Annotated in this window: 20 protein-coding genes; 10 read left to right on the top strand and 10 right to left on the bottom strand. The window is 71.5% G+C overall.

All coding sequences use genetic code 11. The annotated features are described in order from the left end of the window. The first annotated feature begins 82 nt into the window (after nt 1-82). Both fdhF and EXE48_RS04780 read left to right on the top strand, forming a co-directional pair. On the top strand, nt 83-2,182 hold the full coding sequence (gene fdhF / locus EXE48_RS04785; RefSeq protein WP_137710864.1) for a formate dehydrogenase subunit alpha: 2,100 nt from the start codon (nt 83-85) through the stop codon (nt 2,180-2,182). Between the two features lie 117 nt (nt 2,183-2,299). Beyond that, nucleotides 2,300-4,021: a globin-coupled sensor protein gene (locus EXE48_RS04780; RefSeq protein WP_241991948.1), complete on the top strand. Its 1,722-nt coding sequence runs from the start codon at nt 2,300-2,302 to the stop codon at nt 4,019-4,021. 61 nt (nt 4,022-4,082) lie between these two features. On the opposite strand, the gene EXE48_RS18710 is transcribed toward EXE48_RS04780, so the two are convergent. Continuing rightward, entirely contained in the window at nt 4,083-4,253 is a 171-nt protein-coding gene (locus EXE48_RS18710) for a hypothetical protein (RefSeq protein ID WP_199236345.1), read from the bottom strand. A gap of 81 nt (nt 4,254-4,334) precedes the next feature. Beyond that, nucleotides 4,335-4,640: a MazG-like family protein gene (locus tag EXE48_RS04775; protein ID WP_137710863.1), complete on the bottom strand. Its 306-nt coding sequence runs from the start codon at nt 4,638-4,640 to the stop codon at nt 4,335-4,337. Nucleotides 4,641-4,753: 113 nt separating this feature from the next. Between EXE48_RS04775 and npdG the strand changes: the two genes are divergently transcribed. Together npdG and EXE48_RS04765 are read left to right on the top strand one after the other, a co-directional pair. Beyond that, entirely contained in the window at nt 4,754-5,422 is a 669-nt protein-coding gene (npdG, locus tag EXE48_RS04770; RefSeq protein WP_137710862.1) for an NADPH-dependent F420 reductase, read from the top strand. 88 nt (nt 5,423-5,510) lie between these two features. After that, nucleotides 5,511-6,353 carry a polyprenyl synthetase family protein gene (locus EXE48_RS04765; RefSeq protein ID WP_053771886.1) on the top strand — a complete coding sequence of 281 codons (843 nt, stop codon included), beginning with the start codon at nt 5,511-5,513 and terminating at the stop codon, nt 6,351-6,353. Between the two features lie 36 nt (nt 6,354-6,389). Here the strand turns inward: EXE48_RS04765 and EXE48_RS19230 are convergent, their stop codons facing one another. The 6 genes from EXE48_RS19230 to EXE48_RS04735 form a co-directional block, all read right to left on the bottom strand. Further along, nucleotides 6,390-6,521, bottom strand: a complete 132-nt coding sequence (locus EXE48_RS19230; RefSeq protein WP_274595431.1) for a hypothetical protein — start codon at nt 6,519-6,521, stop codon at nt 6,390-6,392. A gap of 345 nt (nt 6,522-6,866) precedes the next feature. Next, the gene (locus EXE48_RS04755) at nt 6,867-7,943 is read right to left on the bottom strand and encodes an ABC transporter ATP-binding protein (RefSeq protein ID WP_053771887.1); all 1,077 of its coding nucleotides are present in this window, start codon (nt 7,941-7,943) and stop codon (nt 6,867-6,869) included. Then, the gene (locus tag EXE48_RS04750) at nt 7,940-9,283 is read right to left on the bottom strand and encodes an ABC transporter ATP-binding protein (protein WP_233561754.1); all 1,344 of its coding nucleotides are present in this window, start codon (nt 9,281-9,283) and stop codon (nt 7,940-7,942) included. The genes EXE48_RS04755 and EXE48_RS04750 overlap by 4 nt, the downstream gene beginning before the upstream one ends. After that, nucleotides 9,280-10,299, bottom strand: a complete 1,020-nt coding sequence (locus EXE48_RS04745) for an ABC transporter permease (protein WP_053771888.1) — start codon at nt 10,297-10,299, stop codon at nt 9,280-9,282. Before EXE48_RS04745 ends, EXE48_RS04750 begins: the two co-directional genes overlap by 4 nt. Before the next feature lies 1 nt (nt 10,300). Further along, nucleotides 10,301-11,293: an ABC transporter permease gene (locus EXE48_RS04740; RefSeq protein WP_121600827.1), complete on the bottom strand. Its 993-nt coding sequence runs from the start codon at nt 11,291-11,293 to the stop codon at nt 10,301-10,303. Between the two features lie 30 nt (nt 11,294-11,323). Further along, nucleotides 11,324-12,967 (bottom strand): ABC transporter substrate-binding protein, encoded by a 1,644-nt coding sequence (locus EXE48_RS04735; protein ID WP_137704675.1) that lies wholly within the window; start codon nt 12,965-12,967, stop codon nt 11,324-11,326. A gap of 185 nt (nt 12,968-13,152) precedes the next feature. Between EXE48_RS04735 and EXE48_RS04730 the strand changes: the two genes are divergently transcribed. The 6 genes from EXE48_RS04730 to EXE48_RS04705 all read left to right on the top strand — a co-directional run bounded on the left by EXE48_RS04730 (nt 13,153) and on the right by EXE48_RS04705 (nt 19,118). Next, entirely contained in the window at nt 13,153-13,608 is a 456-nt protein-coding gene (locus tag EXE48_RS04730; protein WP_137704674.1) for a DUF7529 family protein, read from the top strand. Between the two features lie 73 nt (nt 13,609-13,681). After that, a complete protein-coding gene (locus tag EXE48_RS04725) occupies nt 13,682-14,395 on the top strand; it encodes a phosphoribosyltransferase family protein (RefSeq protein WP_053771892.1) in 714 nt (237 codons plus the stop codon). Between the two features lie 126 nt (nt 14,396-14,521). Then, a complete protein-coding gene (locus tag EXE48_RS04720) occupies nt 14,522-15,901 on the top strand; it encodes an NCS2 family permease (RefSeq protein WP_137710861.1) in 1,380 nt (459 codons plus the stop codon). Nucleotides 15,902-15,971: 70 nt separating this feature from the next. Next, entirely contained in the window at nt 15,972-17,459 is a 1,488-nt protein-coding gene (locus EXE48_RS04715) for a glycerate kinase type-2 family protein (RefSeq protein ID WP_137710860.1), read from the top strand. Between the two features lie 20 nt (nt 17,460-17,479). Continuing rightward, nucleotides 17,480-18,538: an ornithine cyclodeaminase family protein gene (locus EXE48_RS04710; protein WP_137710859.1), complete on the top strand. Its 1,059-nt coding sequence runs from the start codon at nt 17,480-17,482 to the stop codon at nt 18,536-18,538. A 79-nt stretch (nt 18,539-18,617) separates the two neighbouring features. Then, the gene (locus EXE48_RS04705; protein ID WP_137710858.1) at nt 18,618-19,118 is read left to right on the top strand and encodes a dihydrofolate reductase; all 501 of its coding nucleotides are present in this window, start codon (nt 18,618-18,620) and stop codon (nt 19,116-19,118) included. Between the two features lie 63 nt (nt 19,119-19,181). Here the strand turns inward: EXE48_RS04705 and EXE48_RS04700 are convergent, their stop codons facing one another. Next, nucleotides 19,182-19,955, bottom strand: a complete 774-nt coding sequence (locus tag EXE48_RS04700; protein WP_137710857.1) for a 23S rRNA (uridine(2552)-2'-O)-methyltransferase — start codon at nt 19,953-19,955, stop codon at nt 19,182-19,184. Nucleotides 19,956-20,111: 156 nt separating this feature from the next. Beyond that, complete coding sequence (locus tag EXE48_RS04695) at nt 20,112-20,555, bottom strand: hypothetical protein (protein ID WP_241991947.1); 444 nt, start codon at nt 20,553-20,555, stop codon at nt 20,112-20,114. Nucleotides 20,556-20,581: the final 26 nt, after the last annotated feature.

Raw genomic sequence — 20,581 nt, 5'->3', positions numbered from 1 at the left:
CCGCCGGTCGCGGGATCGTTACTTAAAACACCACGCAGTTCCGGCCGCATCGGGAGGGTCGTGGAGGCCCTGCGTCTATCCGATGACCGATCCGACCGAGACGTCCGAGCGGCGCTTCGAGTCGAACCCGACCGTCTGTCCGTTCTGCGGGGTCGGCTGCAGCGTCGAGTACGCCGGGCGCGGCAGCGCGACCGGCGTCGAGGGACCGGTGAACGAGCGCGGGGAGATCTGCCCGAAGGGGGCGGCCGCGTTCGACGTGGTCGACAACGACGACCGCCTGACGGAGCCGCTGGTGCGTCACGGCGGAACCTTCGTCACGGCGCCGTGGGAGGAGGCGCTCGACCGCGCGGTCGAGGGGATCGGCCGCGTCGTCGACGAGCACGGGCCGGACGCGGTCCAGTTCTTCGCGTCGTCGAACTGTACGAACGAGGAGAACTACGTCCTCCAGAAGCTCGCGCGGGTGCTCGGGACGAACAACGTCGACAACTGCGCGCGGCTCTGCCACGCCTCGACGGTCGCCGCGATGAGCGAGCGGTTCGGCGCGGGCGCGATGACGAACACCTTGGACGACCTCGGGGAGGCGGACTGCGTCTTCGTCAACGGGGCGAACCCGGCCGAGCAGCACCCCGTCGCGTTCCGGTCGTACGTCCTCCCGGCGGTCCGCGACGGCGCGACGCTGGTCCACGTCGACCCGCGCGCGAACGACACGACCGAGGCCGCGGACGTCCACCTCCCGCTGCGGCCCGGCACCGACATCGAGGTGGCGAACGCGGTCGCCGCGGTGCTGGTCGAGGAGGACCTCGTCGACGAGGCGTTCCTCGCGGAGCGCACGACCGGCTTCGACCGCCTGCGCGAGCACCTCGCCGGCGTCGACGTGGCGGCCAACGCCGCGGCGGCCGGCGTCGAGCCCGAGGCGATCCGCGAGGCCGCCCGGGCGTACGGCGAGGCCGACCGCGCAGCGATCGTGACGGGGATGGGGACGAGCCAGCACCGCTGCGGCACCGACAACGTCCACGCCCTGCTCAACCTCGCGCTCCTCACCGGCAACGTCGGGCGGCCCGGCACCGGCGTGAACCCGCTGCGCGGCCAGAACAACGTCCAGGGCGCCAGCGACGTGGGCGGGCTCCCGAGCGTCCTCCCCGGCTACGAGCCCGTGACGGACCCGGAGGCCCGCGAGCGCGTCGCGGCGGAGTGGGGCGTCGAGCCGCCGGCGGAGCCCGGGCTGACCGAGGTCGAGGCGACGCACCGCTTCGGCGACGAGGTGCGCGCGGCGGTCGTCTTCGGCGAGAATCCCGCGGTCACCGAGCCGAACGCGACCGCGGTCGCGTCGGCGTTCGACGACCTCGACTTCTGCGTCGTCATCGACCTCTTCGAGACGCGGACGGCGGCGCACGCGGACGTGGTCCTCCCCGGCAGCGCGTGGGCCGAGAAGTCCGGCACGGTGACGAACACCGACCGGCGCGTGCTGCGGATGCGACCCAACGCCGACCTCCCGGGGAACGCCCGGCGCGACTTCGAGATCCTGACCGCGCTCGGCCGGCGGTTGACCGACCGTCCCGAGGCGTTCGACTACGACGGCCCGGAGGCGGCCTTCGACGAGCTAACCCGCGTCGCGCCGATATACGAGGGGATGAGCTACGCGGGGATCGGCGACGGCTACCAGCGGTGGCCGTTCGACGCCGACGAGGGGCGCGGCACGGAGGTGTTACACGCGGAGGCGTTCGCGACGGGGGAGCGCACCGCCCCCCTCGCGGTCGTCGACCCGGTCCCGCCCGCCGACGACCTCGACGCGGGCGAACTGGTGCTCACGACCGGCCGCGTGCTCCAGCACTTCAACAGCGGCGCGCTCAGCCGCCGCTCGGACCGGCTCACGGCGATGCGCGTCGAGGACGCCCTCCAGGTCCACCCGAGCGACGCCGCCGAGCGGGGCATCGAGGACGGCGACCGGGTGACCGTCTCGAACGGGCGCGGGACCGTCGAGGTCGCGGCCGACGTCACGCCGGCGGTGCGCGAGGGGGTCGCGTTCTGCACGTTCCACTACGCGGAGCCGCTCGCGAACGCGCTCACGGGCGACGCGCTCGACCCGGAGGCGAAGATCCCCGAGTTCAAGCACTCGGCCGTCGCGGTCGAGCCCGCCGCCGGCGAGGCGGGCGACGGAAGCGAGGCGGCAGGCGACGACTGAGCGACCGCCGACGCCGCGTTCACGGCCGTCAGTTCCCGGTACTCGCCGCTGAGCCCGGGTATCGCCGGTGAGAAGCGCGGGGCACCGTTTATATAACCCAAGCAGAGAGGCTCCGCCATGGCTACATCCGGAGAGTACGGCCGGGACGACTTCGGCCAGGGCGGGCTGAACGAGGGGCTCGACGCGTCGGAGCTCGTCGACGAGATCGGGCTCGACGCCGACGAAATCGCGTGGCGGAAGGAGTTCGTCGGCTTCGACGCGGAGGACGAGCGCCGACTGAGCCGGTACGAGGACGCGTTCGCGGAGAACGCCGACCGGATAGCGGACGACTTCTACGAGAACCTCACCGGCCACCAGCAGACGGTCGACGTGATCGGTCGGTCCGAGAAGGGGATCGAACAGCTCAAGCGGACGCAGTCGGCGTACCTCGTGACGCTCGCCGGGGGCGAGTACGGCGAGGAGTACTTCGAGGACCGGGCGCGGATCGGGAAGATCCACGACGTGCTCGAGATGCCGATGAAACACTACCTCGGCCAGTACGGCGTGTACTACGACCTCATCCTGCCGATCGTCGGGGACCGACTCGCGGACTCGCTCACCGACCGGCTGGGCCCGGACGCCGCCGGCGAGACGCTCGACGACGCGACCGCGGCGGCGGTCGAGGAGGAGGTCGACGACGCGATCGAGGACCTGCTCTCTATCCTCCGGATCGTCAACCTCGACATGCAGGTCGTCACGGACACGTACATCCACTCGTACAGCGAGAAGCTCTCGGCGGCGGTCGAGCGGAACGAGCGGCTGATGGCGGACGTGGAAGCGGAGGTCGAGGAGCCGATCGCCGACCTGCGCGAGTCGGCGAGCGACGTCGCCGACAGCGCCGCTGAGGTCGGCGACGAGGCCGAGGACCAGTCGGAGCGGGTCGCCGAGGTCTCCTCGGAGGTGGCGAACCTCTCGGCGACGGTCGAGGAGGTGGCGTCGACCGCCGACGAGGTCGAGCGGACCAGCGGCCGGGCGGAGACGCTCGCCGAGGAGGGGGCGGACGCGGCCGACGACGCCGCGGCGGCCATGGACGACATCGGGACCGCGGTCGACGAGGTGGCGGAGGACGTCGAGGCGCTCCAGGAACGCGTCGAGGAGATCGACGAGTTCGTCGACGCCATAAACGGCATCGCCGACCAGACGAACCTCCTCGCGCTGAACGCCTCGATCGAGGCTGCGCGCGCCGGGGACGCCGGCGCCGGCTTCGGCGTCGTCGCCGACGAGATCAAGTCGCTCGCGGAGGAGTCGCAGGGCCACGCGAGCGACATCGAGGCGATGGTCGAGGGCATCCGCGCCGACACCGACGAGACCGTCGAGAGCCTCTCGGAGACGACGGTCCGGGTCGACGAGGGGAGCGAGCGCGTCGACGACGCGGCCGAGAGCCTCACGGCCATCGCCGAGGCGGTGACGGAGACGGCGAACGGGATCGACGAGGTCTCGGACGTGACCGACGAGCAGGCCGCCGCGGCCGAGGAGATCGCCGCGACGGTCGACGGGGTGGTCGAGCAGTCGAACCGGATCAGCGAGCGGATGCGGCAGGTGGCCGAAGAGAGCGAGCGGCAGTCGGCGGCGGTCGAGACCGTCGAGCAGGCCGTCAATCGGTTGACCGCGGACGACGGCGGGCCTCTCGCGGCGTCTCACACGGACGGCGGCCCCTCCGCGGCGTCTCGCACGGACGGCGGACGGTCGGTGCCGGCCGGGCTCCCGGAGGGGATGCCGCAGTTCGTGATCGACCGCCTCTCGGACGAGGAGCTGCGGGCGGTCGCGGCCGGAGAGCTGGAGATGGACGACCTGCGGTGAACCGGCGGCGGTGAGTCGTCGGTGGTGACCCATCGGTAACTCCTCCACCTGCGGGTCGGGCTCACGGTGAAAAGTACGCGTCCGGCCCCCGAACTCCCGAGAGCTCGCGGAGCGGACGGGCGCCGCACCGACCGCAGGCGGCGGGCTCGTCGGGGTCGTCGGGCCGCGCGAACACCGTGTCGCAGGCGTCGCAGGCGACGTATCGCAGCGCGAGCGACGGGGCGTCGGGCATGGGCCCCGTAGGCGGGCGACGCACTTGAACCGGTGCCTCGTGCGCTCCTTCCAATCGGATTCGGCGTCGGCCTTCGGACCGCTATTGCCCGGACCCGGCGTCGCCGGACGACCCGATCCGCGACTCGTACTTCGCCAGCGACTCGTCGAGCGCGGCGTCGGCGTCGATATCGGCCGCGTCGGCGAGCGCGAGCAGCGCGAACAGCGCGTCGCCGACCTCGTCGGTCGCGATCGCGGCGGCGTCCGGGTCCTCCCCGTAGTCGGTCGAGGTCGCCACCTCCTTCGCGACCTCGCCGACCTCGCTCTCCAAGTCGAGGACGCGGTACGCGAGGTCGGTCTCTAACCCGTGCTCGGCGACGAACGCGGCGACGCGGTCCTGCTCGTCCATGGGCGTCGCCTCCGCGCGATCGGCCAAAAGTCCCTCGCCGTCCGGTCGCCTTCGGTCGTGGCGAGGACGGCCGGTCGCGCAACCCCTAAGACGCGAGCGGCCCCACGGACAGTATGAAAATCGCCATCTTGGGCGGCACCGGTGACATCGGCGAGGGGCTCGCGCTCCGGCTGGCGGCTGACACGCCCCACCGGGTCGCGGTCGGCTCCCGGGAGGCCGAGGAGGCCGAGGCAAAGGCCGAGGAGTACACGACCGAACTGGAGAGCCGCGGCCTCGACGCCGCGGTGACCGGCGGCGACAACGCCGCGGTCGCCGCCGACGCTCAGATCGTCGTCCTCGCGGTCCCGCCGTACCACGTCGGCGACACCGTCGAGGCGGTCGCGGGATCGCTCGACGACGGCGACGTGCTGGTCTCGCCCGCCACGGGGATGAAACGCGACGAAGAGGGGTTCCACTACCACAAGCCCGGGGCCGGCTCGGTGACGCGGATCGTCGCGGACGCGGCGCCCGACGGCGTCGCCGTCGTCGGCGCGTTCCACAACCTCGCGGCCGCGCGGCTGGCGAACCTCGACGCCGAGCTGGGCGTCGACACGCTCGTGATCGGCGACGACGGGGACGCCAAGCGGACGGTCGCCGACGTCGCCGAGGGGATCGAGGGGCTGCGCGCGCTCGACGCCGGCGGGATCGCCAACGCACCCGAAATCGAGGGGCTCACGCCGCTTTTAATCAACGTCGCCGCGAACAACGACGGGCTCGACGACCTCGGCGTGCGGTTCCGGTAGCGCGGCGGGCGCGCCGCCGCCGTCGTCCGAATCGCCCCCGGACGGCGTTCCGTTAGGCCTTTGCGCGCCGGGGCCCTCCGGGCGGTAGATGGAGTACCTGGAGCGTCGGGTCGGGCTCGTCGAAGACCGGATCGAGTCGGTCATCGACGGCGTCGAGCCCGAGGAGCTGTCCGACGAGGTCGGACACGTCGTCCTCGCGGGCGGCAAGCGCGTCCGGCCCGCGGTGACCGTCCTCGCCTGCGAGGCGTTCGACGGCGACCCCGAGGAGGCGGTCGACTTCGCGGCCGGCATCGAGTTCGTCCACAACGCCTCGCTCGTGATCGACGACATCATCGACCGCTCGGAGGTCCGCCGCGGCACCGACGCCGCCTGGGCCGAGTTCGGCTACGGCCCCGCGATCATCGCAAGCGACGGCCTGCTCGGCGAGGCGTTCGCGCTGTTCTCGACGGACCCGCGCGCGATGCGCACCGTCGCCGAGGCGATGGTCGAACTCGGCGAGGGCGAGGCGACGGAGCTGGCGGCGCGCCCGACGAACGAAGCGGAGTACATGGAGCTCGCGCGCCGGAAGACGGGCGCGCTGTTCCGCGCCGCCGCCGAACTCGGCGCGGTCGCGGGCGGCGCCGAGCCGCACGCGATCGACTCGTTCGGTGAGTACGCCGAGCGCGTCGGCGTCGCCTTCCAGATGCGCGACGACGTGTTAGACGCCACCGCCGACGCCGACGACCTCGGCAAGCCGACCGGGCAGGACGCCGAGATGGACCGCCCGTCGGTGCTCCAGGTCACGTCGCTGTCGCCCGAGGAGATCAACGAGCGCGCCCGGGCGGAGTCGGAGCGCGCGCTGGCCGCGCTCGACGACGCCGACCCGCCGGAGACGGAGGCGATCGAGTACCTCCGCGACCTCGCGGAGTTCGTCGTCGTCCGCGAGCGGTAAGCGGAAGCGCGGTTTCGGGGCCGCGCTACTCGGCGTTCAGAGCTCGTAGCCCGCCTTCTCCATGAGGTCCGCGAACACGTCCGTCCCCATCGCCTGCTCGTAGACGATGGCGGTGACCATCCCGCCGGGGTGGGCCGCGTGTCGGGCGTGGACCGAGCGCAGCGTCACCTCGCGGCCGCGCTCGTCGATCGACGACCTCCGGCGACCCGGTCTCGGGGAGCGCGAGCCCCTCGTCGGCCGCCTGCGTCGCCTCCGCGCCGTCGCCGGTCGCGGCGGTGGAGACCGTCTGGCTCATACAGCCAGCCGGCCCGGCGACGCCCGAGAGCCCCGCCGCCCGGAGGATCGTTCGCCGCGCGAAGCCGCCGTCGGAGTCGGAACCAGCGTGGGTCATGTCTGGACCGAGGGGAAGCGGCACCATAACCGGGTCGCGGCTTCCCGATCGGAGGTACGACCGACGAACCGGTTCGGCCCGTAGTATAGAAAAGAATCAGCCGCGGCGGGAGCGGGCGCGGATCAGTCGTCCGCCGGCTCGCCGGCGGGCGCGTCCGACTCGTCGCCGGCCGCCGCGTTCTCGCCGATCGGCTCGCTGTCCCAGTACGCGTGGCCGTCGTCGGCCCGGAAGCAGGTCGCCGTCCGGCCGTCACCCACGTCGTACCTCGGCGGCGCCGACTCGCGGCAGGCCGCGCGGGCCTCCGGGCAGCGGGTGTGGAACCGGCAGCCCGCCGGCGGGTTCCGCGGCGAGGGCACGTCGCCGCGGAGCGTCTCGAACTCCTCGTCGCGCGCCTCCGTGCTCGCGCGCGGGACGCTCGACAGCAGCGCCTTCGTGTACGGGTGCGCGGGGTCGTCGAAGATCGCCTCCACCGGCCCGATCTCGACGATCTCGCCGAGGTACATCACCGCGACGCGGTCGCAGACGTGGCGCACCACGCCGAGGTTGTGCGCGATGAACAGGAACGTGAGCCCGAAGTCGTCCTGGAGGTCTTCGAGCAGGTTCAGGATCTGCGCCTGGACGCTCACGTCGAGCGCCGACACCGGCTCGTCGAGGACGACGAAGTCGGGGTCCAGGGCGAGCGCCCGAGCGATCCCGATGCGCTGGCGCTGCCCGCCCGAGAACTCGTGCGGGTACCGGTCCATCTGGTCGGCGGAGAGGCCGACCCGTTCGAGCAGGTCGCGGGCCGTCTCGCGGCGCTGTTCCCGGTCGGCGACGTCGTGGATGCGGAGCCCCTCCGTGACGATGTCGCCGGTGGTCATGCGCGGGTCGAGGCTGGAGAACGGGTCCTGGAACACGATCTGGGCGCGCCGGCGGAACTCGTTCAGGTCGCGGTCGGTCATCGCCCGAACGTCGGTCCCGTCGAAGGTGATCTCGCCGGCGGTCGGCTCCCGCAGGCGCAACACCGTCTCGCCGGTCGTCGACTTGCCGCAGCCGGACTCGCCGACGAGCCCCAGCGTCTCACCCTCGCGCACGTCGAAGGAGACGCCGTCGACCGCCTTCACGCTCGCCGACTCCTGCCCGAGCAGGCGGTCGACGATCGACGAGTCGTCCGCGTAGTACTTCTTCAGCCCGTCGACGGAGAGCAGCGGGTCGCTCATTCGCCCTCACCCCCGTCGGTCGCGGCCTCCGCGTCGCCGACCTCGTCGAAGTGATCGTCCGGGAGCGCGTCCGCCGGGTCGTACTCGCGCTCGGCGAGGACGCACGTGGCGCCGTGGTCGGCGGCGGCGTCGACGGTCGCCTCCGCGGGCTTGTCGAGGCACGCCTCCATCGCCTTCGGGCACCGGTCCGCGAAGTAACACCGGTCGCCCATCTCGGCGTCGACCAGGCTCGGGACGTTGCCCGCGATCGGTTCGAGCCGCGGCCGCGGGTCGTCCACGTCGGGGATCGAGCCGAGCAGCCCCTGCGTGTACGGGTGGACGGTGTCCTCGAACACGGAGTCGAGCGTGCCGCGCTCGACGACCTCGCCGGCGTACATCACGCAGACGCGGTCGCACATCTCCGCGATCACGCCGAGGTCGTGAGTGATGAGCACGATGCTCATCCCGCGGTCGGCCTGGATCTCCTTCAGCAGGTTCAGGATCTGCGCCTGGATCGTCACGTCGAGCGCGGTCGTCGGCTCGTCGGCGATCAGCACGTCCGGCTCGCCGGCGAGCGCCTGCGCGATCATCGCGCGCTGGAGCATCCCGCCGGAGAACTGGCCGGGGTACTCGTCGACGCGGTCCTCGGGGTCGGGGATCCCGACCTGGCCGAGCAGCTCGACCGCCCGCTCCATGCTCTCCTCGCTGGTGTAGTCGCGGCCGGGGACGAGCCCGTCGAGGAGGTACTTGCCGAGCCCGTACCCCTGCGTCCGCGAGCGCGTCGAGCGGGGGTTCGCCCGCGCCCGGCGCTGCACCTCGACCGCCTCGGCGATCTGCTCGCCGACCGTGATAGAGGGGTTGAAGCTGCTCATCGGGTCCTGGAAGATGACGCTGAACGAGGGCCCGCGCAGCGACCGGCGCACGCTCGGCGGCACCGTCCGGAGGTCGACGTGGTCGCCGTCGACGTGGACCGCCCCCGTCCCGCGGAACTCCTCCGCGAGGTCGGGGTCGCGGTACCACACCTCGCCGGCCGTGATCCGGCCGGGCGTCTCGACGAGGTCGACGAGCGACAGCGCGGTCACGGACTTGCCGGACCCGGACTCGCCGACGACGCCGAGGATCTCGTCTTCCCGGAGGTCGAACGACACCGACTCCACCGCGTTGATCTGCCCCTCCTCGGTGAAGAAGCGCGTCGAGAGGTCCCGGACCGACAGCACGTCGTCGGCCGCGGGCAGCCCGGTCGGGGCCGCGCCGGCAGCGCCGACGGCGTCGGCCGTCGCGGCGTCGCTCGCGCCGCCGTCGGTCGCGCCGCCGTCGGTCGCCGCGGCGGACTCGTCGGTCGGCCGCTCGGCGTCGCTCATGCGGCACCCCCTTCGCCCTCGATACCGGGGTCTAAGGCGTCACGCAGCCAGTCGCCGAGCAGGTTGATCCCGATAACCGACAGCATGATCGCGAGCCCGGGGATGGAGGCGATCCACCACTGCCCGGAGGAGACGTAGTCGCGCCCCTGCGCGATGTCGAAGCCCCACGACAGCGTCGTCCCCGAGAAGCCGAGGAACGACAGCGAGCTCTCTAGGAGGATGATCGCCGCCACCTGTACCGTCCCGAGGACGATGATCGGCGTGATCGCGTTCGGGAGGATGTGGCGGACGATGATCGTGTTGTCGTCGGCCCCGAGGGCGCGAGACGCCTTCACGTACTCCTGCCCGCGCAAGGAGAGCGCCTCCCCGCGGGCGACGCGGGCGAACCACACCCAGTTGACGAGGCCGACGACGATCACCACCGTTATCGGCAACACGAAGCTCTCGGGCATCTCCGGCGCGAGCCCGGCGGCGACGAACGGGTCGGGGACGTTCACCGCCGCGCGCCCCCACAGCCCGATGAGCGCGACCGCCAGCACGAGCGAGGGGAACGCGAGGCTCACGTCCGCGATCCGCATCAGCGCGTCGTCGACGCGCCCGCGGTGGTAGCCGGCGAGCAGCCCGACCGGCACGCCGATCGACGCCGCCAGCAGGGTGCCGAGGACGCCGACGACGAGCGACGTGCGGGCGCCGTACACCACCCGCGAGAACATGTCGCGGCCGAGTCCGTCGGTCCCGAACACGTGGTCCGGGTCGGCCGTGATCTCCACCTCCTCGGTGACGGTCTGGATCTCGCCGTCGACCATCTGCGAGGAGGTCCGCTCGGCCGTCTGCGAGAAGCCGAGCGGCGGTAGCTCGCTCTCGTTGAGCTGTTGCTCGGTCGGGTTGTGGGGCGCGACGAACGGGGCGAACGCGGCGGTCAACACGATGACCACCACGAGCGCCAGCCCGAGCTTCGCGAGCCCGCTACCTCTGAACTCCTTCTTGAGATTGCGTATGACACGTGAAGAGACCATGTTAGTCGGTCACCACCTCCGGGTCGAGGTAGGCGTACACCACGTCGACGAGGATGTTGACGAGGACGAAGCTCGTCCCGATGACGATCAGGCTGCCCTGGAGCGCGGGCCAGTCGCGCTGGTTGATGCTCTCGATGACCAGCGTGCCGAGCCCCGGCCACGAGAACACCGCCTCCGTGATCACGGCGCCGCCGATCAGCGTCCCGAGCTGGAGCCCGAGGACGGTGATCACGGGGATCAGCGTGTTCCGGAGCGCGTGCTTGTACCGGATCAGGGTCCGCGGGAGCCCCTTGGCCCGCGCGGCCTGGACGTAGCCCTTGCTGAGCTCGTCGAGCATGCCCGACCGCGTCAGTCGGGTGATGAGCGCCATGAAGTAGGTCCCCAAGGCGATCGCCGGCAACGTGATGTACGCGAGCCAGGTCAACAGCGTGCCGACGAACGGCTCGGCGGTGATTGCCGACAGCGCCACGTCGCCGACATCGGCGCCGCGGCCGCTGGTGTTGAAGACGTTGAACTCCACGGCGAAGATCAGGATGAGCATGATCCCGAGCCAGAAGTTCGGCGTCGAGATGCCGCCGAGCGACAGCAGGGTCGCGCCGTAGTCGACCGGCTCGTTGCGGCGGGTCGCGCTGATCACGCCGAGCGGGATCGCGAGGACGATGGCGACGATGCTGGCGGCGACGGCGAGCTCGATCGTCGCGGGCAGGCGCTCGAAGACGAGCGTCGTGACCTCCTGACCGCGGATGTACGACCGGCCCATGTCGCCCTGAAGCAGTTCGAAGACGTACCGCCCGTACTGGATGTACAGCGGCTGGTCGAGGCCGAGCTCGGCCGCGATCGCCTGTCGCGTCTCCTGTGACGCGTCGAGCGGTGCCACCGCGTTGATCGGGCTGCCGGGGGTGACGAACCGGAGCGCGAACACGACGGTGACGACGCCCCAGACGACCCCGATCCCCTGGAGGCTTCTTTTGAGTACGAATCTTCCGAATGACATTAATAACGATATTGGGAGATGACGGGCGCGTTACTGCCGGGTGGCGGTGTCCGGGTCGATGAACTCGTCGGCCCGCGGCTCCCACGAGATCTCGTTCGAGACGCCGTAGACGCTGAACTGCTGGTGCATGAACACCCACGGCGCGAGGTCGTGGGCGAGCTGGTTCGCCTGCTGGAGGATCTCGACGCGCTCCTCGGAGTCCTGCGTCGTCTCGGCCTCGTTGAGCAGCGCGTCGAGGTCGTCGTTCTTCAGGATCGTCAGCGCGCCGTTCGAGGCCATCAGCGGCGTCATGGTCTGACTGCCGTCGAACTCGCCGTTCCCCCAGCCGAGGAGGTTGAAGTGCGGCTTGTCCTCGATGTTGCCCGTCGTGATGTCCTGGACGAGCGAGGAGAACTCGCGCTGTTGCAGCTCACAGGAGACGTTCGACAGCGAGTCGATCTGGTTCGCCGCGGCCTGCGCGATCTCAACGTCGCGGAGGTAGCGACCGATCGGGGTCTGGAGCGTGATCTCGACGCCCGCGTGGCCGGACTCCTCGACGAGCCGCTCCGCCTCGTCGGGGTCGTACGGGTACGGGTCGATGTCGGGATTGTAGCCGACGTGGCCCTCCAGCGTCGGCTGGCCGGTGATGTTCCCGAAGCCGTTGAGCACGTTCTCGATGATGCTCTCGACGTCGACGGCGTAGTTCATCGCCTGCCGGAACTGCTGGCTGGAGAACGGCTCCACGTCGTACCGCATCTGGAGGAAGATGATCCGCGCGCTCGGCACGGAGTTGATCGTCGCCACGTCCGAGCCGTTCACCCGGGAGACCTCGTTCGGCGGCACGTTGGTCACGATGTCGGTCTCCTCGGCGAGCAGCTGGTTGACCCGCGTGCTCGACTCGCTGGAGGCGGTCATGGTGAGCTCGTCGACCTCGGGCGCGCCGTCCCAGTACTCCTCGTTCGGCTCGTAGACGACCTGGTTGCCCGACTCGTAGTTCGCGAGGCGGAACGGCCCCGTCCCGTTGGCGTTCCGGTTGATGTAGTCGCTGCCGTTCTCCTCGATCCACGACTGCTGGACGACCGGGCCGTTCGTCGCGAACAGTTGGAAGGCGATCGGGTTGTAGCCGTCGAAGGAGACGGTCACCTGGCCGTCGCCGGTCGCGACCTCGGTGACCGGCCCGAGGTCGTTCGACTGCGGGCTGGCGATGCCGACGTCCTCGAACACGATCCGCCGGATGCTGTACCGGACGTCCTGCGGCGTGACCTCGTCGCCGTTGTGGAACGTGAGGCCGTCGCGCAGCATGAAGCGGACGTCACCGTCCTCGGTGCGCTCCCACTCGTCCGCGAGGCCGGCGATGATGCCGCCCTGCTTGTCGCGGTCGAGGAGCCCCTCGTACAGCTGGCCGACGATGATCTCGGTGTTCGTCTCGGCGTGGTCCTGCGGGTCGAGCCCGGAGTCCATCTGGCCCATGGTGACGCCGAGTTCGAACGTGTCGTCGCCGCCGTCGGAGCCGTCCGACCCGTCGGAACCGTCGCCGCCGTCCATGCCGTCACCGCCGTCTGAACCGTCGCCGCCGTCGCCGCCGTCGCCGCCGTCGCCACCGCCGGCGCAGCCCGCGAGACCGACCGCACCGGCCGTTCCGGCGTACTTGAGCACCGTCCGCCTGTCGACGTGGTTGTCGTTGTCAGTAGGCATAGCCGATCCCATACGATAGAGCGTTATGAACCTACCGGCAGACGCGGCCCCTTTCGGGACCGACTGCCCGCGTCAGGCTGACAGTAGCGGGGCCGAGTCGGCGGGGTGAGCGCCGCCGAACTCGCCGGATCGGCCGCGAGCGGAAACCGACGGGTATGTAGGGCCCCCGGCGGTAGGCGGGCGGTATGGACGGACCCGATCCCGGACCGCAGTGGGACGCGGTCGAGGCGGACGCGGAGTCGACGGCGGCGGCGTACGGCGAGCGCGGCTGGACCGCGATCGCGGGCCACCCCGGGCAGGTGAACCCCGTCGCGGACGCCGCCCGGATCGACGTGCTGTTGCCCGGCTCCGAGTTCGACGACGCGCTCGCCGCGGTCGAGGACGCCGCGATCGACGGCGTCGACGTGTACGCGGGCGCCGCCGAGGGGGTCGCGTACCGGCTGGTGGTCGCCACCGACGAGTCCGCGCAGGTGGCGCTGTGCGTGCCCACCTACCTCGGGAGCGACGACCTCGACGCGCTGCGCGCGGCCGCCGAGGCGGCGGGCGCGCTCACCGTGCGGCTGCGCCCCCTCGACGACCGCGACCACGTCGAGGTCGCGATCGACGAGCCGGCGGTCTTCTTCGACGCGCCCGAGGCGTGAGACCCACACACGTGGGTATTCGATAGGCGTCTGACTTCGACGTATTCATATTTGTGCGATCGCGATCATCCGTATGAACCGCGCAGAGAAGGCGGCCCTCCAGCTACAGGCGGTCGCCGTGTTGCGGATGCTGAAGGAGACGCGAACGTACGAGGAGCTGTCGGACGTGACGGGGCTGCCCGCGGGCGACCTGAACCGCTACGTGAACGGCCACGTGCTGCCCGGCACCGACCGCGCGAGCGAGGTCGTCGAGTCGGTCGGCCGCGAGGCGCTCGCCGACGAGCTGGTCGCGCGCGTCGAGTTCGACGACGAGGGGTACGTCGACAACTCCGGGGTGGTCTTCGACCAGTCGTTCCTCGACCTCGTGGCGCCGGTCGCGGCGGAGACGTTCGAGTTCGAGTCGCCCGACGTGGTGCTGACGGCCGCGACCGACGGCATCACGCTCGGCGCGGCGATGGCCTCGTTCTTCGACGCGCGCCTGGCGTACGCGAAGAAGTCGAAGGAGACGGCGGTCGAGGAGTTCATCGAGTCGCGCCAGCGGCTCGCCTCCGGCATCGAGCTCACCTACTACCTCCCCGCGAGCGCCATCGACGCCGGCGACACGGTGCTGGTCGTCGACGACCTGATCCGCTCTGGCGAGACCCAGGAGCTCCTCTTGGACATCGCGCTCCAGGGCGACGCCGACGTCACCGGCGTGTTCGCGCTCATCGCCGTCGGCGACGAGGGGATGGACCGCGCGCGAGCGATCACCGACGCCCCGGTCGGGGCGCTCACGACGTTCGAATAGCCACGTTCACGCATACTCTTCGGGAAAAAATCCGTTTAGGAGAGTTTTTGATCCACATACGCGGATCATAGTTCGCGTCGTTCAGCAAGGCTTATCACTCGATCCACGGGAACCTCCACGCGTTCAATGGGGATTTCAGACACGCTGGCTGCGCGGTTCGACGTGGAGTCGCACGGGTCGGACATCCGCACCGAACTGGTCGCCGGGCTCACGACGTTCCTCGCGATGTCGTACATCATCGTCGTGAACCCCGCGATCCTCTCTGAGGCGATCCAGATCGAGGGGTACGGGCAGGGAGAGGTGTTCCAGATGATCGCCATCGCGACGATCCTCTCGGCGGCCATCGGGACGGCCGTGATGGCGCTGTACGCGAACCGGCCGTTCGGGCTCGCGCCCGGGCTCGGGCTCAACGCCTTCTTCGCGTACACGGTCGTGCTCGGGCTCGGAATCCCGTGGCAGACGGCGCTGGCGGCCGTCTTCGTGGAGGGCGTCGTGTTCATGGCGCTCACCGCGGTCGGCGCGCGCGAGTACGTCATCCGGCTGTTCCCCGAGCCGGTGAAGCGCTCGGTCGGGGCCGGTATCGGGCTGTTCCTGCTGTTCATCGGCCTCCAGGAGCTCCAGGTTGTCGTCAACGACGAGGCGACGCTGGTCGCGCTCGGGAACGTCTTCGCCAACCCGTGGGCGATCCTCGGCGTGCTCGGGCTCGTCTTCACGTTCGTGCTGTGGGCTCGGAACGTCACCGGCGCCATCATCGTCGGCGTCCTCACCACCGCAATCGCGGGGTGGGCGCTCACCCTCGGCGGGTTCTTCGCGCGCGGCGCCGTGACCCCCGAGACGCTCCCCTCGGCGCAGTACGACATCACGCCGCTGGCGGGAGCGTTCCTCAGCGGGCTCTCCGGGATCGACCCACTCACGTTCGTCCTGGTCGTGTTCACGTTCTTCTTCGTCGACTTCTTCGACACCGCCGGGACGCTGATCGGCGTCTCGCAGTTCGGTGACTTCCTCGACGACGACGGCGACCTCCCCGACATGGACAAACCGCTGATGGCCGACGCCGTCGGGACCACGTTCGGCGCGGTGCTCGGGACCTCCACCGTGACGACGTACATCGAGTCGTCGACGGGCGTCGAGGAGGGCGGCCGCACCGGGCTGACCGCCCTCGTCGTCGCCGCGCTCTTCCTCGCGTCGCTCGCCGTGATCCCCGTCGTCGCCGCGATCCCGGCGTACGCCTCCTTCATCGCGCTGATCGTCGTCGGCGTGATGATGCTCCAGGGGCTCGTCGAGGTCGACTGGAGCGAGCCCGCGTGGGCCGTCTCCGCGGGCCTCACGGTCACCGTGATGCCGTTCGCCTACTCCATCGCCGACGGGCTGGCGGCCGGCATCGTCGCGTACCCGCTCATCAAGCTCGCGATCGGCGAGGGCCGCGACGTCGCCCTCGGCCAGTACGTCATCGCGGCGCTGCTCGCGGCGTACTACGTCCTCTCGACCGCCGGTTACATCCTCTGAGCCGGACCGCTCGGCGGTCGCGTCGACCGAACCCTCTTGTCGCGACGGGCCGCATACCGACCGAGAGCCGATGTCCGGTCCGCCAGACGCCGACCCGTCCGTGACCGTCGCCGACCGCGAGCGACACGCGAGCGACCCGCCCCGCGAGCTCGCGCTCGACTGCGTCGTCGCGGGGATCGAGGCGGCGCACCCCGCCGCGGTCGTCGCCGACGCGCTCGCGCTCGACGGCGACGTGCTGACCGTCGCGGCCGCCGACGGGACGGCGACCGCCCGCGACCTCGCGGCGTACGACCGCGTCGTGGTCGTCGGCGCGGGCAACGCGGCGGGCCACTTCGCGGCCGCGGTCGAGCGGCTGCTCGGCGACCGGATCGACGGCGGCGCGGTCGTCACCGACGACCCGGTCGAGACCGAGCGGGTCGCGGTCCTCCCCGGCGACCACCCGACGCCGAGCGAGGCGGGCGTCGAGAGCGCCCGGCGGGTGCGCGCGGTCGCGGCCGACGCCGGCGAGTCCGACCTCGTGATCGGACTCCTCACCGGCGGCGGCAGCGCGCTGTTGGCCGCGCCGGCCGAGGGGGTCGCGCTCGGCGACCTCCGCGAGACGACCGACGCGCTGCTGGCGAGCGGCGCGACCATCTCGGAGATGAACGCGGTCCGCAAGCACCTCTCGGCGGTGAAGGGCGGGCGGCTGGCGCGGGCGGCCGCCCCCGCCGACGCGCTCGCGCTGGCGGTCAGCGACGTGACCGGCGACGACCCGGCCGTGATCGCGAGCGGGCCCCTCTCGCCGGACCCGACGACCTTCGGGGACGCAATCGCCGTCCTCGACCGATACGGGATCGACGCGCCCGCCGCCGTCGCGGACCGCCTCGAAGGCGGCGCCGCGGGCGAGGTCGCGGAGACGCCCGGACCGGGCGAGTCACCGTTCGACGGCGGCGGCGTCGACGTCTGGATCGTCGCGAACGCGCGCACGGCCCTGACCGCCGCCCGCGAGGTCGCTGCCGAGCGGGGGTACGAGCCACTCGTGCTCTCGGCGCGGATGCGCGGCGAGGCGCGGGAGGCGGCGAAGGCGCACGCGGCGGTCGCCGAGGAGTGCCGGGCGGTCGGGGAGCCGATCGAGCCGCCGGCGGTCCTCCTCTCGGCCGGCGAGGTGACGGTGACGCTCGGCGACGACCCCGGAACGGGCGGGCCGAACGGGGAGTTCGCGCTGTCCGCGGCGCTCGAACTCGACGCGGCGGGCCCCGACGGCGAGGGGATCGTCGTCGCGAGCCTCGACACCGACGGGATCGACGGCGCCACGGACGCGGCGGGGGCGCTGGTCGACGACCGCCTCGTCAGCGACGGTCCGGAGGGCCCGCTGACCCGCGAGGCGGCCGCGGACGCGCTCGACGCGCACGACGCGTACCCGGTGCTCGACGACGCGGGGGCGCTGCTCCGCACCGGACCGACCGGGACGAACGTCAACGACCTGCGGGCGGTCGTGGTCGCGGAGCGCGGCGGGCACTCGGACGACGGCGGCGCCCGGGCGGACGCCCGAGAGGGCGGTTCGGAAGGGACTAAGTAGCGGCCGGCAAATTCTGCGACATGCAGACGCTGCTCTTGAACGCGGACGACGTGGACGAGAACGCCGAGATGGACCGCGTGATCGACGCGGTCCGCGGCGCGTTCACGGCCTACGAGCGGGGCGACGCGAAGATGCCGGCGAAGTCGTACATCGACCTCCCCGAGTACAACGGCGACTTCCGCTCGATGCCGGCCTACCTCGACGTGCGCGAGGAGGACGTGGCCGAGGAGACCGAGGAGGGCGACGGCTGGGACGCCGCCGGGATCAAGTGGGTGAACGTCCACACCGACAACCCCGACCACCACGACCTCCCGACCGTGATGGGGACGATGATCTACTCCGACCCGGAGACGGCGTTCCCGCTCGCGGTCCTCGACGGGACGACGCTGACGATGAAGCGGACCGGCGCGGCCGCCGCGGTCGCGACCGATCACCTCGCGGTCCCGGACGCGACGAGTATGGGGATCGTCGGCGCCGGCGTCCAGTCGTACACCCAGCTCGAAGCGGTCGCGGCGGTCCGGGACATCGAGGAGGTCGTCGTGAGCGACCTCGACGAGGCGCGCGTCGCCGACTTCGTCGACGCCTTCGAGGACCGGTTCGACGTGCGCGCCGGCTCGGTCGCCGAGGCCGGTCACTGCGACGTGCTCTCGACGGTCACGCCCGTCGAGGACCCTATCGTCGGCCCGGACGACGTGGGCGATCACACCCACGTCAACGCCATGGGCGCGGACGCCGAGGGCAAACACGAGCTGGCGGACGACCTCCTCTCAGACGCCACCGTCGTCATCGACGACCACGAGCAGTGCACCCACTCCGGCGAGATCAACGTCCCGTACGCCGCGGGGACGCTCACCGACGACGACATCTACGGCGAGATCGGCGAGATAGTCGTCGGCCGCCGCGCGGGCCGCCCCGGCACGCCCGGCACGCCGGCCGACGCCGACGGCGTGCGCGGCGTCAGCGTCTTCGACTCGACGGGGCTCGCGATCCAGGACGTGGCGGCCGCGCGCGTCGTCTACGAGCGCGCCGACGAACTGGACAACGGCTACCCGTTCGACCTGCTCGGCCTCGACGGCTGAGTTCGGTCCGACCGCCGCGCTCGACCCCGACGACCGCGCTCGACGCGCCGCTTTTGCCCCTCCGTCCCCTATTACGTCCGTGAAACTCGTCAGCGTCGCCGCGCTCGCGGAGAACCGGGTGATCGGAAGGGACGGCGAGGTGCCGTGGCCCCACATCGAGGCGGACGTCAGGCAGTACCGCGAGCGCGTCGCGGGCTCGCCGGTGATCCTGGGCCGGCGCACCTTCGACTCGATGCGCGACGACCTCCCCGGCAGCCGCCAGATCGTCGTGAGCCGGAGCGTCGATGCGGTGGACGTGCCGACCGCGAGCGTCGCGAACGGCGACGAGGCGGCGATCGAACTGGCCCGCGACGCCGTCGCCGAGGCCGGCTTCGGCACGGCGTACGTCCTCGGCGGCGGCGGAGTCTACGACCTGTTCCAGCCGCACCTCGACGGGATGGCCCTCAGCCACGTCGACGGCGCCTACGAGGGCGACACGTACTACCCCGAGTGGGACGACGACGAGTGGGAGGTCGCCGCGGAGACGGCGTACGACCGGTTCACGCTCCGCGAGTGGGTCAGGCGCGCCGGCGCAAGCTGACCGATCTCCCCGGTCGCGGACGACGACCGTTCACTGGCGGCGTGACCCACCGGGGCGACCGGCTCAGTCGCCGTCGACGCGCTCGGCGAACCCGAACCGGGGCTTCACGTCGGTGACCTCGACCGTGAGCGTCTCGCCGACGTCGCCGTCGACGAACAGCGTGTATCCCTCGACGTAGGCGATCCCGTCGCCCTCGTCGCCCTCCTCTTCGACCGTCACCTCGACGCTGTCGCCCTCGGCGACCGGGGAGGTCGTGTACCCCTTCGCGACGAGGTACACCTCCGAGGACGAGTCCCGCGAGGCGGGCGGCGAGACGGTCCGCACGTACTGGAACGACTCGCTCACGTCGTCGCGGAAGGCGTCGAGGTCCTGGCCCTGGAACACCTTCACGACGAAGTCGCCGCCAGGCGCGAGCAGCTCGTCCGCGGTGTCGAGCGCCTGCCGCGCGAGGTGGACCGACCGGGCGTGATCGAGGGAGTACTCGCCGGTCATGTTCGGCGCCATGTCGGAGAGGACCGCGTCGGCGCCGCCCTCGCCGACCGCCTCGCGCAGGTAGTGGCGGGTGCGCTCTTCGGTCATGTCGCCGCGGATCGTCTCCACGTCGTGGTCGTCGAACTCGTCGATGCGCTGGAGGTCGACGCCGACGACGGTGCCGCCCTCGCCGACCGCCTCGGCGGCGACCTGGAGCCAGCCGCCGGGCGCGGCGCCGAGGTCGACCACGGTGTCGCCGCGGCCGAGCAGGTCGGCCTCCTCGTCGAGCTGTTTCAGCTTGTAGGCGGACCGGGCGCGGTACCCCTGCTGTTTGGACCGGTTGTAGTAGTCGTCTTTCCCGCTCATGCGTCGGTCACCGCGGCCCGGGAGGGGGCCGCCGAACCCGCGGGCGAATTCGCGCTCATACCCGTAAGGACGGGGGCGACCGGGAAATGAACGTCGAATGCGTGCGCGCCGGCGAGACGGCGCGGAGCGCTTCTGCGGCGTGCGGATGAGGACGGACTACTCGCGTCCTCGCAGCCACGTCGCGACCCGCCCGAGGCGAGACGCGAGCGCGGCGAGCGGTCGCCGCCCGTCGCTCCCGGTCGATTCGGTGGGCGTCGGCTCGGTCGATTCGGTGGGCGTCCGCTGCGCCGCGACGATCGACTCGTAGGTGTCGATCACCTGCTGGCGCTGCCGCTCCTTCGACGCGATTTCCGCTTCGAGCGCCGCTACCTCCGCTTCGAGCGCCGCCACCTCGTCCGCGAGCCGCTCGACTCGGTCCGCCGGCGGGTCGCGCTCGGCCGCGCGGGCGCCGTCGCGGCCGGGTCGGTCCGGAACGGGCCGCTCGTCGTCGGTCGAGCGGTCGTCCGCGGACGCGGCCGGTCGGAGCCTGGGGCCGTCGATCGAGTCCACCGCCTCGACGTCGATACCACCGGGATCGAGGGATCCGGACGCTGAGGGCATCATCCGTGGGAGGCGTGGGTACGCGT

Source organism: Halorubrum sp. ASP1 (assembly GCF_005435135.1).
GTDB classification, from domain to species: Archaea; Halobacteriota; Halobacteria; order Halobacteriales; family Haloferacaceae; genus Halorubrum; species Halorubrum tropicale.
The sequence above is the reverse complement of the archived record's forward strand: the minus strand, read 5'-3'. Positions and strand labels throughout refer to the sequence as shown.

Excerpts from the sequence above, each read along its gene's own strand:
- EXE48_RS04745 (WP_053771888.1), bottom strand. The coding sequence starts at position 10,299 with ATGGTCTCTTCACGTGTCATACGCAATCTCAAGAAGGAGTTCAGAGGT.
- EXE48_RS04715 (WP_137710860.1), top strand. The coding sequence starts at position 15,972 with ATGTCCGGTCCGCCAGACGCCGACCCGTCCGTGACCGTCGCCGACCGC.
- EXE48_RS04695 (WP_241991947.1), bottom strand. The coding sequence starts at position 20,555 with ATGCCCTCAGCGTCCGGATCCCTCGATCCCGGTGGTATCGACGTCGAG.
- EXE48_RS04750 (WP_233561754.1), bottom strand. The coding sequence starts at position 9,283 with ATGAGCGACGCCGAGCGGCCGACCGACGAGTCCGCCGCGGCGACCGAC.
- EXE48_RS04710 (WP_137710859.1), top strand. The coding sequence starts at position 17,480 with ATGCAGACGCTGCTCTTGAACGCGGACGACGTGGACGAGAACGCCGAG.
- EXE48_RS04725 (WP_053771892.1), top strand. The coding sequence starts at position 13,682 with ATGAACCGCGCAGAGAAGGCGGCCCTCCAGCTACAGGCGGTCGCCGTG.
- EXE48_RS04765 (WP_053771886.1), top strand. The coding sequence starts at position 5,511 with ATGGAGTACCTGGAGCGTCGGGTCGGGCTCGTCGAAGACCGGATCGAG.
- npdG (WP_137710862.1), top strand. The coding sequence starts at position 4,754 with ATGAAAATCGCCATCTTGGGCGGCACCGGTGACATCGGCGAGGGGCTC.
- fdhF (WP_137710864.1), top strand. The coding sequence starts at position 83 with ATGACCGATCCGACCGAGACGTCCGAGCGGCGCTTCGAGTCGAACCCG.
- EXE48_RS04730 (WP_137704674.1), top strand. The coding sequence starts at position 13,153 with ATGGACGGACCCGATCCCGGACCGCAGTGGGACGCGGTCGAGGCGGAC.
- EXE48_RS04735 (WP_137704675.1), bottom strand. The coding sequence starts at position 12,967 with ATGCCTACTGACAACGACAACCACGTCGACAGGCGGACGGTGCTCAAG.
- EXE48_RS04755 (WP_053771887.1), bottom strand. The coding sequence starts at position 7,943 with ATGAGCGACCCGCTGCTCTCCGTCGACGGGCTGAAGAAGTACTACGCG.
- EXE48_RS04740 (WP_121600827.1), bottom strand. The coding sequence starts at position 11,293 with ATGTCATTCGGAAGATTCGTACTCAAAAGAAGCCTCCAGGGGATCGGG.
- EXE48_RS04775 (WP_137710863.1), bottom strand. The coding sequence starts at position 4,640 with ATGGACGAGCAGGACCGCGTCGCCGCGTTCGTCGCCGAGCACGGGTTA.
- EXE48_RS18710 (WP_199236345.1), bottom strand. The coding sequence starts at position 4,253 with ATGCCCGACGCCCCGTCGCTCGCGCTGCGATACGTCGCCTGCGACGCC.
- EXE48_RS04700 (WP_137710857.1), bottom strand. The coding sequence starts at position 19,955 with ATGAGCGGGAAAGACGACTACTACAACCGGTCCAAACAGCAGGGGTAC.
- EXE48_RS04720 (WP_137710861.1), top strand. The coding sequence starts at position 14,522 with ATGGGGATTTCAGACACGCTGGCTGCGCGGTTCGACGTGGAGTCGCAC.
- EXE48_RS04780 (WP_241991948.1), top strand. The coding sequence starts at position 2,300 with ATGGCTACATCCGGAGAGTACGGCCGGGACGACTTCGGCCAGGGCGGG.